Annotated in this window: 12 protein-coding genes and 1 tRNA gene; 8 read left to right on the forward strand and 5 right to left on the reverse strand. The window is 49.0% G+C overall.

Annotated elements, in window-relative coordinates:
- Positions 1–5 precede the first annotated feature (5 nt).
- Together ypdK and lpxP are read right to left on the reverse strand one after the other, a co-directional pair.
- Entirely contained in the window at positions 6–77 is a 72-nt protein-coding gene (gene ypdK, locus FC814_RS05345; RefSeq protein WP_010723117.1) for a membrane protein YpdK, read from the reverse strand.
- Positions 78–431: 354 nt separating this feature from the next.
- Positions 432–1,352: a kdo(2)-lipid IV(A) palmitoleoyltransferase gene (gene lpxP / locus FC814_RS05350; RefSeq protein ID WP_000484421.1), complete on the reverse strand. Its 921-nt coding sequence runs from the start codon at positions 1,350–1,352 to the stop codon at positions 432–434.
- A gap of 353 nt (positions 1,353–1,705) precedes the next feature.
- On the opposite strand from lpxP, the gene FC814_RS05355 reads away from it, so the two are divergent.
- Positions 1,706–1,948, forward strand: a complete 243-nt coding sequence (locus FC814_RS05355) for a YfdY family protein (protein WP_000639879.1) — start codon at positions 1,706–1,708, stop codon at positions 1,946–1,948.
- A gap of 4 nt (positions 1,949–1,952) precedes the next feature.
- Here the strand turns inward: FC814_RS05355 and FC814_RS05360 are convergent.
- Together FC814_RS05360 and FC814_RS05365 are read right to left on the reverse strand one after the other, a co-directional pair.
- Positions 1,953–2,027: transfer RNA gene (locus FC814_RS05360), tRNA-Arg, on the reverse strand.
- 75 nt (positions 2,028–2,102) lie between these two features.
- On the reverse strand, positions 2,103–3,035 hold the full coding sequence (locus FC814_RS05365) for a formate/nitrite transporter family protein (protein ID WP_137325615.1): 933 nt from the start codon (positions 3,033–3,035) through the stop codon (positions 2,103–2,105).
- A 303-nt stretch (positions 3,036–3,338) separates the two neighbouring features.
- On the opposite strand from FC814_RS05365, the gene mlaA reads away from it, so the two are divergent.
- Positions 3,339–4,094, forward strand: coding sequence for a phospholipid-binding lipoprotein MlaA (gene mlaA, locus FC814_RS05370; RefSeq protein ID WP_000776780.1), 756 nt, complete (start codon positions 3,339–3,341; stop codon positions 4,092–4,094).
- A gap of 61 nt (positions 4,095–4,155) precedes the next feature.
- Here mlaA and fadL read toward each other — a convergent pair whose 3' ends face one another.
- Entirely contained in the window at positions 4,156–5,496 is a 1,341-nt protein-coding gene (fadL, locus tag FC814_RS05375; RefSeq protein WP_024212665.1) for a long-chain fatty acid transporter FadL, read from the reverse strand.
- A 371-nt stretch (positions 5,497–5,867) separates the two neighbouring features.
- Between fadL and FC814_RS05380 the strand changes: the two genes are divergently transcribed.
- The 6 genes from FC814_RS05380 (at position 5,868) to FC814_RS05405 (ending at position 14,429) form a co-directional block, all read left to right on the forward strand.
- Positions 5,868–6,152 carry a YfcZ/YiiS family protein gene (locus FC814_RS05380; RefSeq protein ID WP_001296261.1) on the forward strand — a complete coding sequence of 95 codons (285 nt, stop codon included), beginning with the start codon at positions 5,868–5,870 and terminating at the stop codon, positions 6,150–6,152.
- 180 nt (positions 6,153–6,332) lie between these two features.
- A complete protein-coding gene (gene fadI / locus FC814_RS05385) occupies positions 6,333–7,643 on the forward strand; it encodes an acetyl-CoA C-acyltransferase FadI (protein ID WP_137325616.1) in 1,311 nt (436 codons plus the stop codon).
- Positions 7,643–9,787, forward strand: coding sequence for a fatty acid oxidation complex subunit alpha FadJ (fadJ, locus tag FC814_RS05390; protein ID WP_137325617.1), 2,145 nt, complete (start codon positions 7,643–7,645; stop codon positions 9,785–9,787). The genes fadI and fadJ overlap by 1 nt, the downstream gene beginning before the upstream one ends.
- Before the next feature lie 202 nt (positions 9,788–9,989).
- On the forward strand, positions 9,990–10,475 hold the full coding sequence (gene sixA / locus FC814_RS05395; RefSeq protein ID WP_001195811.1) for a phosphohistidine phosphatase SixA: 486 nt from the start codon (positions 9,990–9,992) through the stop codon (positions 10,473–10,475).
- Between the two features lie 671 nt (positions 10,476–11,146).
- Positions 11,147–11,710: a fimbrial protein gene (locus FC814_RS05400; protein ID WP_137325618.1), complete on the forward strand. Its 564-nt coding sequence runs from the start codon at positions 11,147–11,149 to the stop codon at positions 11,708–11,710.
- 82 nt (positions 11,711–11,792) lie between these two features.
- Complete coding sequence (locus FC814_RS05405; RefSeq protein WP_137325619.1) at positions 11,793–14,429, forward strand: fimbrial biogenesis outer membrane usher protein; 2,637 nt, start codon at positions 11,793–11,795, stop codon at positions 14,427–14,429.
- Positions 14,430–14,441 lie beyond the last annotated feature (12 nt).

Here is a 14,441-nt window from a genome sequence, read left to right on the forward strand (position 1 = left end):
TGCTTTTAGATCATCAGGGCAAAAGTACCGGCCCAAACGATGACCATAAAAGAAATGCCCATAAAGAAATATTTCACTTTACATCTCTCCGCGTAATTACTGTTACGCCTGAATGACTTCATTACATCTGATACAGTGAGTTGACACCGGGAAAACGACCTTAACAGGGCTCTGTTTTGCCGTGGGCATCACCCCAGAATTCTGAGCTGATTTGCTCGAGACGGCGCTAATGTACGCCTAAAACTAAATTGAAACAAGTGGCATTTTCTTATTTACTTTTAGTAACTTACAAGTGTCTCATATCGGCGACAGTTTAATTTCTGTCAGTAATAATTCATAATTCAGCGAAGGGAAAAGCCTTAAGAAAAAAGCCATAAAAACCATTGGGTTATTATGGCTAATTTGAGGAGGGAAGAAGCGTTGGTCGTTTGTTAAACGTATAACGATGCTTCACCCACCGGACGCGTTTTGAAGCGGCGGTGGATCCAGAGATACTGCTCCGGTGCGCGCATAATCTCTTTCTCAATAATCTTGTTCATATAAGCCGCAGCCTGACCTTCATCAGTCGGGTAGCCTTCCATTTCTGGGGTGATATACAAACGGTATCCGCTGTAATCGGCTTTTCGTACCATCGTCACAGTTAACATGGCGGAACCTGAGAGGCGTGACAACACGTAAGTGCCATTGGTCGTCGCAACATTTTCTACCGCAAAGAACGGAGCGAAGGAGCTTCCTTTACGACCATAATCCTGGTCGGGAGCGAACCATACGGCTTCACCTTTTTTCAAAGCACCAACAATACCGCGCAGATTATTCCTGCCGATCATCGCTTTATTTGAGCGCATCCGACCACGGGTCTGCACCCATTCCATCAATTGATTATTATGCGGACGATAAGTTGCCATCATTGGCTGGCAAAGCCCCATTACGCGGCCACCCAGTTCCAGAGACATAAAATGTACGCCGACGACCATTACGCCGCGATTTTGCATTTGTGCGCGTTGCAGGTTATCCAGACCTTCAACATCAAACCATTTACGCACGCGACGATCGGGCCAGAACCACGCCATGCCGGTTTCTACCAGCGCCATGCCGAGTGAACGAAAGTTTTCGGCAATCATCTTCTCGCGTTCTTCAGATGAATGCTGCGGGAAGCAAAGTTCAAGGTTTTTACGGGCGATGGATTCGCGACGTTTCAGAAATGGTCTGGCCATCGTGCCGATACGTGTGCCAAGAAAGCACAAGACAGGATAAGGAAGTTGTACCCAAAGCCAGAGTACGCCCAGACCAAACCACGTGAGCCAGTAGCGAGGATGGAGAAACTCGCGGGAAAATTTGCGCTGTGGAAACATAGTTACCTTCTGTAGATACGAATTGTTGTATCGCAGAAGATTCCATGTCGACAGCGGTACACTCAATAATATTAGGCCATCATGTACGACAATGGTTCCTGTAAAGAGTGTAAAGACTAGTCAGGACAAAACCACGAGGAGCATGAATGCGGTACTTCCATTTTATCATCAGCCGATTGTTTTCAGCTACTGATTATTAATCACTCAAGTAAATATTTTTCAGGAGCGAATAGCCCTATTTTTTAACATCTTGTTTTTATTAGAACCTGGCAAAAATTGCCAGTGATTAAGAATTGTCTTACTATTAAATTACCTGAAGTAACAGGTTTTTTAGCGCGGCAGGAGGTTGAGCTATGATTTATTTATGGATGTTTCTCGCCCTGTGTATTGTTTGTGTCAGCGGATATATTGGCCAGGTACTAAATGTAGTATCTGCCGTCTCTTCATTTTTCGGCATGGTGATCCTCGCCGCCCTCATTTATTACTTCACTATGTGTTTAACTGGCGGTAATGAGCTGGTAACGGGGATATTTATGTTTATTGCCCCAGCTTGTGGCTTGATGATCCGCTTTATGGTGGGGTATGGAAGGCGGTAGTAAATGGTGTCCCCTGCAGGAATCGAACCTGCAATTAGCCCTTAGGAGGGGCTCGTTATATCCATTTAACTAAGAGGACAATGCGGCATGAGTATAACCGCTATTAAACAGCGGAGTAAGTACACTGCCGCTCGATTGCTTAAACCCTCGCCACTTATAGCGGATTTTTATCATTTTTCTTAATGATTTCCGCATGTTCTGCTTTCTGGCGTGCCTCTTCTTTACGCTTGTTACTCATATCGTTACGGATTTGCGCATGGCTCATTAATGCGAAGATGAAGGTGCCGCCGCAGATGTTTCCCGCCAGAGTAGGTAGCGCGAATGGCCAGATGAAATCGCTCCAGTGCAGCGTGCCGTTAAAGACCAGATAGAGGATCTCTACTGAACCGACGACGATGTGGGTAGTGTCGCCCAGCGCGATAAGCCACGTCATCAATATAATTACTACAATCTTTGCCGCTCCCGCCGCAGGGAACATCCATACCATTGTGGCTATAAGCCAGCCGGAGATGATCGCGTTAGCAAACATCTCGCTGGGGGTGTTCTTCATCACATCCATGCCGATTTTGACAAACGCATCGCGGGTTTCTTCATTAAAGATAGGCATATACTCAAACGCCCACGCCGCAATACCTGTTCCGAGAATATTACCCAGCAGCACGACGCCCCATAACCGCATCAGTAAGCCGATGTTGCCCATGGTCGGTTTTTGCATCACTGGTAGTACCGCCGTTACGGTATTCTCAGTAAATAATTGCTGGCGTGCCATAATGACGATAATAAAACCAAAGGTATAACCCAGATTCTCCAGCAAAAAACTCCCCGGTACGCCTTCCAGTTCGACATGAAATATCCCTTTTGCCAGTAACGAAGCGCCCATCGACAGACCCGCCGCAATGGCTGACCACAGTAGCGCCATCGCGTCGCGCTCCAGCTCTTTTTCGCCGTCCTGACGGATATGTTCGTGAATAGCCATCGCTCTGGAGGGGAGCCGGTCTTCATCTATTTCTATTTTTTTTCCACGCTCTTTTTCTTCGCTCTCTACTTCAAGTTCGTCGCTGTGTTTATCTATTTTGTCATTGTCCATGATGTCGTCTCTTGAATTAGCACGTATAGCTAAAGCGTAGCGGCTTTTTTGCTCGCAACTGGCGGGAGTTACTCTGAAAATGTATAAAAGGCGGCGTTTGCCTTTTTCTGTTTCTACAGAATCAAGTAGCCTACAGGGCGGCGATTACCAGGCTATGATCAAGTCAGCAAACCAGGGCGTCTGGACATCAGTTGACGTGCTGTTACAATCGCCCACACCTAAACAGGCGGATACGGTATCGTTCCGTCATGGATGGCAAACTGCATAAGCCATAAAAAAGCCATAAAAAACAGGGAGACATTTATGAAGCTTCGCCTGTCGGCGCTTGCTCTGGGAACTACGCTTCTGGTGGGGTGTGCGAGTTCCGGTACAGATCAGCAAGGGCGTTCTGACCCGTTAGAAGGGTTCAACCGCACCATGTACAATTTTAACTTCAATGTGTTAGACCCGTATGTGGTTCGACCGGTAGCGGTCGCCTGGCGTGATTATGTTCCGCAACCGGCGCGTAACGGTTTGAGCAACTTCACCGGCAACCTGGAAGAACCTGCGGTGATGGTTAACTACTTCTTGCAGGGTGACCCTTATCAGGGGATGGTCCACTTTACCCGCTTTTTCCTGAACACCATTTTGGGAATGGGCGGTTTTATTGATGTTGCTGGGATGGCGAATCCGAAACTGCAACGCACCGAACCTCACCGTTTTGGCAGTACGCTCGGTCACTATGGCGTGGGTTATGGGCCGTACGTTCAGTTACCGTTCTACGGTAGCTTTACGCTGCGTGATGACGGCGGTGATATGGCAGACAGCCTTTACCCGGTACTTTCCTGGCTGACCTGGCCGATGTCGGTGGGTAAATGGACGCTTGAAGGGATCGAAACTCGTGCGCAGTTGCTGGATTCTGACGGCTTGCTTCGTCAGTCCTCCGATCCTTACATTATGGTGCGCGAGGCTTACTTCCAGCGTCATGATTTCATCGCCAATGGCGGTGAGCTCAAACCGCAAGAAAACCCGAACGCGCAAGCGATTCAGGATGATTTAAAAGATATCGATTCTGAATAAGACGCAAATAAAAAAGGTGAGTCGTAAAACTCACCTTTTTTCTTATTAAACGAACGTGTTATTAGAACGCGTAGTTAAAGTTAGTCCCGAACAGCCAGGCTTTACCTTCAGACTCGAAAGAATAAGCTGCCGCACCTTCACCTTCGGTGAATTTCACTTTCTGACCATGCATATAAGATGCGCCAACGTCAATGGATGCATCTTCATTAAATGCATAGGTTAACCCAGCACTTAACCACAAACGATCCTGGTCAGGAATGGAAATAGAGCGTTTATCTGCCGGAACCGGGCTGTCGTCATAGGCGATACCGGTACGGAAGGTCCAGTTTTTATCGTAATAGTAGGTTGTACCCAACGCGATACGATATGCGTCACGGAATCCTTCATCTTTATAGAACAGCGTCTGACCACTATCGCCTTTCGCTTTCAACTCCTGGAACTGACTCCAGCTGGTATAGGCCATGCTGTAGTGAATTGCCCACTGCGGCGCAACACGGTTATAACCAGAAATCTCCCACATCTCAGGCAGGTTGAGCGTCAAGGATCCATTTTGTGTTGCACCCATCGTGCCATACGGCAAGCCCATATTACCCAAAATGTTGTTCAGATTTGGGTTAATGGAGCTTTTGTAATCCCCTTCGAAGTCGATTTTAACTTCTGAACGATATGTCAGGCCCCAACGGTTATCTTTATCCAGTTCATAAAGAATACCCGCGTTCCAGCCAAAGCCCCACTCGTCACCTTTCAGATGAGCAATTTGAGAGTCCGGAGTATTAATACCATTGGTCAATGACGCGGGTACACCTTGGGCAATCAACTGTTGAGACAACAAAGGCCCCAGCGAACCGGCGTAACGCTCAATTTTTGCCTTGGCGTAAACAGCATCAAAACCAAGACCAAAACTCCAGCTATTGTTAAGGCGATAAGCCCCGCTAAGGTTAAGGTTGATTGTCTGCAGATCGGTTTTACCGCCATAGATACCAGCAGCATAGTTGTCGGTAAATTCCGTAGCCAGGCCGTAGTTGGACGTTATTGACGCTCCCCAACCAAACTGATCGTTAATAGGCGCGACAAAGTGCAGGTTAGGGACCCACGCTGTCGGTGCGATATTTTTAGCATTTGCACTCTGACCGGTTAAATTAGAATGCCCGGTAATATCTACATCCGGATCAATATAAACTGCACCCGCAGAAAAAGTCGGGCGGTCAAACATGGTAATCAACGCGGGGTTACGGCTGACGTTACCGGCATCATCGGCAATTGCGCCTTCCCCTGAATAAGCCCGACCCAGGCCAGAGGAAGAAAATTCGTTTAACTGAAAGCCTGCCGACCAGGCCTGGGTGGAGATAAGTGCCACTGCGACTGCGAGAGCAGACTTTGTAAACAGGGTTTTCTGGCTCATGACCATAACCTCAATAATTTATTTTTATACAAACTATGTTACGTGCTGTAACAGGAGCGCGAAGTGTAGGGGCTGATGTACATCTTAGAAATCAGACCAGTGGCGAGAGTATAGGTCTGACCAGATGGGATGTTGCAAGTATGTTTCTATCTTTTTTCAAATATGATCTAAGAAACGCGATCCAGCTGGCAAAATTTAGAGGTGGCGCACTCATCCATCCGGGTGAATTTTGTTTTAGATCATTTTTAAGTGTGATTTCGGTCACTTATCCGATTTTGCAGAATTAACAACTGGAGCAGCACTTTCCGGAAGCGTAAAATATCCGCAACGTTTATCTGGCACCTTGGGTGCACATACAGAGGAAATCAACGATGAGTAAATGTAGTGCTGATGAAACCCCGGTTTGCTGCTGTATGGATGTTGGCACCATTATGGACAACTCCGATTGCACCGCGTCTTACAGCCGCGTGTTTGCAAACCGCGCAGAAGCAGAACAAACGCTGGCGGCGCTGACTGAAAAAGCCCGTAGCGTGGAATCCGAACCGTGCAAAATCACCCCGACTTTCACTGAAGAGTCTGATGGTGTTCGCCTGGATATCGATTTCACTTTTGCCTGCGAAGCTGAAATGCTGATCTTCCAGCTGGGTCTGCGTTAATTCCTCTCAGGTACGCACGCCCTTGCCAGTTGCTGGCAGGGGCGTTTTGTTTTCTCTTCTTCTTTTCTCTCTGTGTCATAGCTCCCACTTTCCCTTTTCTCCACTTGGCTAAATGTAAAAAAATGGTTAAGACTATGATCAGGTCAGACCACTTTATCTATTTTTTTACAGGGGAGTGTTATGGGTCAGGTTTTACCGCTGGTTACCCGCCAGGGCGATCGTATCGCCATTGTTAGCGGATTACGCACGCCTTTTGCTCGCCAGGCGACGGCTTTTCATGGTATTCCCGCTGTTGATTTGGGGAAGATGGTCGTCGGAGAACTGCTTGCTCGTAGCGAGATCCCCGCCGAAGTGATTGAACAACTGGTCTTTGGTCAGGTCGTACAAATGCCGGAAGCCCCCAACATTGCGCGTGAAATTGTTCTTGGCACCGGAATGAACGTCCATACCGATGCTTACAGCGTCAGTCGTGCCTGTGCCACCAGTTTCCAGGCTGTTGCAAACGTCGCCGAAAGCCTGATGGCGGGAACCATTCGTGCGGGGATTGCCGGTGGGGCAGATTCCTCGTCGGTATTGCCGATTGGCATTAGCAAAAAACTGGCGCGCGTGCTGGTGGATGTCAACAAAGCCCGCACAATGAGCCAGCGTCTGAAACTCTTCTCTCGACTGCGTTTGCGCGACTTAATGCCCGTGCCGCCTGCGGTAGCGGAATATTCCACCGGCTTGCGGATGGGTGACACCGCTGAACAAATGGCGAAAACCTACGGCATCACCCGCGAACAGCAAGATGCATTAGCGCACCGTTCGCATCAGCGAGCCGCTCAGGCGTGGTCGGAAGGTAAACTCAAAGAAGAAGTGATGACCGCCTTTATCCCCCCTTATAAACAACCGTTCGCGGAAGATAATAATATTCGCGGTAATTCCACGCTTGCCGATTACGCAAAGCTGCGTCCGGCGTTTGATCGTAAACACGGAACGGTAACGGCAGCGAACAGTACGCCGCTGACCGATGGCGCTGCGGCGGTGATCCTGATGACCGAATCGCGGGCGAAAGAATTAGGGCTGGTGCCGCTGGGGTATCTGCGCAGTTATGCATTTACCGCGATAGATGTCTGGCAGGACATGTTGCTCGGTCCAGCCTGGTCAACGCCGCTGGCGCTGGAACGTGCCGGTTTAACGATGAGCGATCTGACATTGATTGATATGCATGAAGCATTTGCTGCCCAGACGCTGGCGAATATTCAGTTGCTGGGTAGTGAACGTTTTGCCCGCGATGTGCTGGGGCGCGCACATGCCACTGGTGAAGTGGACGACAGCAAATTTAACGTGCTTGGCGGTTCGATTGCTTACGGGCATCCCTTCGCGGCTACTGGTGCGCGGATGATAACCCAGACATTGCATGAACTTCGCCGTCGCGGCGGTGGATTTGGTTTAGTGACCGCCTGTGCCGCAGGTGGGCTTGGTGCAGCAATGGTTCTGGAGGCGGAATAATGGAAATGGCATCAGCATTTACCCTCAATATGCGTCTGGACAATATTGCCGTCATCACCATTGATGTTCCTGGCGAGAAAATGAACACCCTGAAGGCGGAGTTTGCCTCACAGGTACGCACCATTATTAAACAACTCCGCGAAAATAAAGATCTGCGCGGCGTGGTGTTTATCTCCGCGAAACCGGACAACTTTATTGCCGGAGCGGATATCAACATGATCGGCAACTGCAAAACGGCGCAAGAAGCGGAAGCACTGGCGCGGCAGGGGCAACAGTTAATGGCAGAGATTCATGCTTTGCCCGTTCCGGTTATTGCGGCTATTCATGGCGCTTGCCTGGGCGGTGGGCTGGAGTTGGCGCTGGCGTGCCACGGTCGTGTTTGTACTGACGATCCTAAAACGGTGCTCGGTTTGCCTGAAGTTCAGCTAGGATTGTTACCCGGTTCAGGCGGCACCCAGCGTTTACCACGCCTGATAGGTGTCAGCACAGCATTAGAGATGATCCTCACTGGAAAACAACTTCGGGCAAAGCAGGCGTTAAAGCTGGGACTGGTGGATGACGTCGTTCCGCACTCCATTTTACTGGAAGCCGCTGTAGAGCTGGCGAAGCAGGATCGTCCGGTTTCGCGGACACTTCCGATTCGCAAACGTGTGATGGCGGGGCCATTAGGTCGTGCGCTGTTATTCAAAATGGTAAGCAAAAAAACAGAACAGAAAACCCAGGGCAACTACCCGGCGACAAAACGTATTCTTGAGGTTATCGAGACCGGGTTAGCGCAGGGCACCAGTAGCGGCTATGACGCTGAAGCTCGAGCCTTTGGTGAACTGGCGATGACGTCGCAATCAAAGGCATTGCGCAATATCTTTTTTGCCAGTACCGACGTGAAGAAAGATCCCGGCAGCGATGTTGCCCCCGCTCCTTTAAATAGTGTGGGAATTTTAGGTGGTGGCTTGATGGGCGGCGGTATTGCTTACGTCACTGCCTGTAAAGCGGGTCTGCCGGTACGAATTAAAGATATCAACGTCCAGGGGATTAATCATGCGCTGAAATACAGTTGGGATCAGCTTGAGGGCAAAGTGCGCCGTCGGCATCTCAAAGCCAGTGAACGCGACAATCAACTGGCATTAATTTCGGGAACGACGGATTATCGCGGCTTTGCTCATCGCGATCTGATTATTGAAGCAGTATTTGAAAATCTCGAATTAAAACAACAGATGGTGGCAGAAGTTGAGCAAAACTGCGCCGCTCATACCATTTTTGCTTCGAATACCTCATCTTTACCGATTGGTGATATCGCCGCTCACGCCACGCGACCAGAGCAAGTTATTGGCCTGCATTTCTTCAGTCCGGTGGAAAAAATGCCGCTGGTAGAGATTATTCCTCATGCGGGTACATCGGCGCAAACCATCGCCACCACGGTAAAACTGGCGAAAAAACAGGGCAAAACGCCCATTGTCGTGCGTGACAAAGCCGGGTTTTACGTCAATCGCATCTTAGCGCCTTACATTAATGAAGCTATCCGCATGTTGACCCAAGGTGAACGGGTAGAGCACATTGATGCCGCGCTAGTGAAATTTGGTTTTCCGGTAGGGCCAATCCAACTTTTGGATGAGGTAGGAATCGATACCGGGACTAAAATTATTCCTGTACTGGAAGCCGCTTATGGAGAACGTTTTAGCGCGCCTGCAAATGTTGTTTCTTCAATTTTGAACGACGATCGCAAAGGTAGAAAAAATGGTCGGGGATTCTATCTTTACGGTCAGAAAGGGCGTAAAAGCAAAAAACAGGTCGATCCCGCCATTTACCCGCTGATTGGCGCGCAAGGGCAGGGGCGGCTCTCCGCACCGCAGGTTGCTGAACGGTGCGTGATGTTGATGCTGAATGAAGCAGTACGTTGTCTGGACGAGCAGGTTATCCGTAGCGTGCGTGACGGAGATATTGGCGCGGTATTTGGCATTGGTTTTCCGCCATTTCTCGGTGGACCATTCCGCTATATCGATTCTCTCGGCGCGGGCGAAGTGGTTGCAATAATGCAGCGACTGGCCACGCAGTATGGTTCTCGTTTTACCCCTTGCGAGCGTTTAGTAGAGATGAGCGAGCGAGGGGAAAGTTTTTGGAAAACAACTGCAACTGACCTGCAATAAGAAGGTCAAAGCTATATGAATCCGCGCTGAATGGCGGAGTGTTGGTCAAAATGTAAACGCATATTGACTATACTTACGCCATTGAGGTAAAAAACAGCGTTTCATTCGGTGAATGGATAAGGCACAATGCCGGCCACCGTCCTCTTTATCTGGTTTCAGATGAAAGAAGACGGGCGAATCTGGTTAACAAAAGCGGTGCAATATGCAAGTTTTTATCATGCGTCACGGCGACGCAGCCCTCGATGCCGCCAGTGATTCGGTTCGTCCTCTGACCACTAACGGTTGTGACGAATCTCGCCTGATGGCGAACTGGCTGAAAGGTCAAAAAGTGGAAATCGAACGCGTTCTGGTGAGCCCGTTCCTGCGAGCCGAGCAAACACTGGACGAAGTAGGGGATTGTCTGAACCTGCCTTCCAGTGCAGAAGTTCTGCCGGAGTTAACGCCCTGCGGCGATGTTGGCCTGGTCAGTGCCTATCTGCAGGCGTTGACCAATGAAGGTGTTGCTTCGGTACTGGTGATCTCCCACCTACCCTTAGTCGGATATCTGGTCGCTGAGTTATGTCCGGGCGAAACGCCGCCTATGTTTACCACCTCGGCCATTGCCAGCGTAACGCTTGATGAAAGCGGAAAAGGTCAATTCAACTGGCAGATGAGCCCGTGTAATCTGAAGATGGCAAAAGCAATTTGATATGAACGTGTAAGGCCCGCTGGCGTAAGCTTTCGGGCCTTAGTTTTGCTTACTGTATTGAAATTATTGCTATTTAAATGCATTTAATCCTCCTGTTATGAAAAAATAAATGTTTCCATTTATAGCAAGGTCAGTTATTTATTTTCACAAAGTTACATATGGAAGTAATTGTTGCTTTTTTGCATGGGTTATTATTTTTCGAAAAGATGTGTTAAAAAATAAAGAGAGAGATTATTGAGCAGGTATTTTAGGGTCTTGATATAATATTAATTCAGAATAATTAAGATTATATCTTCCCGAAGATATAATCACAATTGCCATATTTATTTTTAGCTGTTTTATGATCCAGAATCATTCATGGGATAAAGTGTTCGTGCCGTTTTGATGAAATGTTCTGCTGTTTTTTGAGATAATCCTCAAGATATTATTTGCACTATTGATTATTTAAAAGTTTCTACACAGTGTTGTTAGTAAATTTAAATTGAACCACTCTCATTAAAATATCAACATTGCCGCCACGCCAAAGAATATCATCTCGTACAACCCGTATTTTATGGATCAGAAATCCTATTCAATGGTTGGTTAAAAGCTGCTGAAGAAAGATTGAGGGATTTTATCATCAATATTTCAGTTGGCTTATAGTCTAATTATTTATGGTTTAAGGACAAATAATGAGTAAGTTTGTAAAAACAGCTATTGCAGCAGCAATGGTAATGGGTGCGTTCACTTCAACATCTTCTTTCGCAGAAGGTAACAACGGTACTGCCCGTTTTTACGGCACCATTGAAGATTCCGTTTGCTCTATCGTACCAGACGATCACAAACTGGAAGTGGATATGGGTAATATCGGTGCGGAAAAACTGAAAAACAACGGCACTACCACGCCGAAAGATCTCCAGATTCGTTTACAGGATTGCGTGTTTGATACCCAAACTACCATGACCACTACCTTCACCGGTACTGTGTCTACGGCGAATAGCGGCAACTACTACACCATTTTTAATACCGATACCGGTGCGGCGTTTAACAACGTGAGCCTGGCGATTGGTGATCAACAGGGAACCTCTTACAAAAGTGGCGCTGGCATTAATCAGCAGATCGTAAAAGATACTGCAACCTCCAAAGGCAAACCGAAACAAACTTTAAACTTTAAAGCCTGGCTGGTAGGTGCGACTGACGCACCGGACCTGGGCGGTTTTGAAGCGAATACCACCTTCCAGATTACCTATCTCTAAGGTATTCCCCCTCATAGCAGTAATGCTATGAGGGTTTTTTAGCGTTTCGATAGTCTTTAAATAACCACGGATGGATACGTGTATGCCTGACCATTCCCTTTTCCGCTTACGGGCGCTTCCCTGGTGCGTTGCCATGGCAATATCTGGATGCCATATCAATGCCTGGGCCGACGAAGATATTCAGTTTGATTCCCGTTTTCTGGAATTAAAAGGCGACACGAAAATTGATCTGAAGCGTTTTTCCAGCCAGGGTTATGTTGAACCGGGTAAATATAATTTACAGATTCAGGTAAATAAACAGCCGTTACCTGATGAATATGATATTTACTGGTATGCGTCAGAAAACGATAAAAATAAAACTTACGCTTGCCTGTCGTCAGAGCTGGTGGCGCAGCTTGGTTTTAAAGAAGATATTGCACAAAAATTGCAATGGGATCACGACGGTAAATGCCTCAAACCAGGCCAGCTTGATGGTCTGGAAATACGTGCTGATTTAAGCCAGTCCGCACTGCTCATCACTTTACCGCAGGCTTATCTTGAGTACAGCGATGTAGACTGGGATCCGCCTTCGCGCTGGGATGATGGTATCCCCGGTTTAATTGCCGATTACAGCATCAATGCCCAAACCCGACACGAAGAAAATGGCGGCGATGACAGCAACGACATCAGCGGTAATGGTACGGTTGGCGTTAACCTCGGGGCGTGGCGCCTGCGCGCCGACTGGCAGAGTGATTATCAGCATACCCGCAGTAACGATGAAGAGACGGATAACAGCACCGAGAGAAACTGGGACTGGAGCCGTTACTACGCCTGGCGTGCGTTACCGAACCTGAAAGCCAAACTGGCACTAGGCGAAGACTACCTCGATTCTGATATTTTTGATGGTTTTAACTACATCGGCGGTAGCATCAGCACCGACGATCAAATGTTGCCGCCGAACCTGCGCGGCTATGCTCCGGATATTTCCGGCGTGGCGCATACGGCGGCGAAAGTCACCGTCAGCCAGGCAGGGCGCATAATTTATGAAACCCAGGTGCCTGCCGGGCCATTCCGTATTCAGGATCTCGGTGAATTTAACTCTGGTACGCTGCATGTGCGCATTGAAGAGCTGAACGGCCAGGTGCAGGAGTATGACATCAGCACCGCTTCCATGCCGTTCCTGACGCGCCCGGGCCAGGTACGCTATAAAGTGATGATGGGGCGCCCGCAGGAGTGGGGACACCATGTACAGGGCGGATTCTTCTCCGGTGGTGAAGCGTCCTGGGGGATAGCCAACGGCTGGTCGCTGTACGGCGGGGCGCTGGGCGATGAAAACTACCAGTCTGCCGCGCTTGGCATCGGGCGCGATCTCTCCATTTTCGGCGCGATGGCGTTTGATATTACCCATTCACATACCCGGCTTGACGATTCAACCGCTTACGGCAAGGGCACACTCGACGGTAACTCTTTCCGCGTCAGTTACTCCAAAGACTTTGATGATCTAAACAGCCGCGTCACCTTCGCCGGATACCGCTTCTCTGAAGAAAACTATATGACCATGAGCGAGTATCTGGACGCGAATGACAGCGAAATGGTCCGCGCCGGCAATGATAAAGAGATGTACACCGCCACCTATAACCAGAACTTCAGGGATGCCGGCGTTTCTGTTTATCTGAACTATACGCGCCATACCTACTGGGATCGCGAGGAGCAGACCAACTACAACGTCATGCTCTCCCATTATTTCAACATGGGCGGCATTCGTAACATGAGTATCTCCCTGACGGGTTATCGCTACGAGTATGACAACAGCGCCGACAAAGGCGTCTATATCTCCTTAAGTATGCCGTGGGGTGATAACAGCACCGTGAGTTACAACGGCAACTACGGCAGCGGTTCAGACAGTAGTCAGGTGGGATACTTCAACCGTATTGATGACGCCAGCCACTATCAGATAAACGTTGGCAGCAGTGAAAATCACTCCAGTGTCGATGGCTATTACAGCCGTGACGGTTCAATGGCGCATGTGGATCTGAGCGCCAACTACCATGAAGGGCAGTACACTTCTGCCGGGTTGTCTTTGCAGGGCGGAGCCACGTTAACGGCGCACGGTGGCGCGTTGCATCGTACTCAAAACATGGGCGGTACGCGCCTGCTTATCGACGCTGACGGCGTGGCTGACGTACCGGTCGAAGGTAACGGTTCAGCGGTGTACACCAACATGTTCGGTAAAGCTGTCGTTGCGGACGTCAATAACTACTACCGTAACCAGGCCACTATTGACCTGACTAAACTGCCAGAGAATGCCGAAGCCACGCAGTCAGTGGTTCAGGCGACGCTCACCGAAGGAGCCATTGGCTACCGTAAATTTGCGGTCATCAGTGGGCAAAAGGCGATGGCTGTCCTGCGCATGAGTGATGGTAGTTATCCGCCATTTGGTGCAGAAGTGAAAAACGAACACGACCAGCAGGTCGGTCTGGTTGACGATGACGGCAACGTCTATCTGGCCGGGGTAAAAGCTGGCGAACGTATGAGTGTCTCATGGAATGGGGCTTCCCACTGTGAGATCTCCCTGCCAGACCCGCTGCCTGCCGACCTGTTCAACGGCCTGTTACTGCCGTGTAAGCAAAAAGGCGCGGTGGCGCCTGCCACTCCGCTGGAAATCAAACCGGTGATTCAGGAACAGACGCAGCAGCTCACTCCGGGTACACCGCCAGTCGCTATCTCCGCTAACCAATAACGTGATTAAGGA

Origin of the sequence: Escherichia sp. MR (genome assembly GCF_005280595.1) — a bacterium.
GTDB classification, from domain to species: Bacteria; Pseudomonadota; Gammaproteobacteria; order Enterobacterales; family Enterobacteriaceae; genus Escherichia; species Escherichia ruysiae.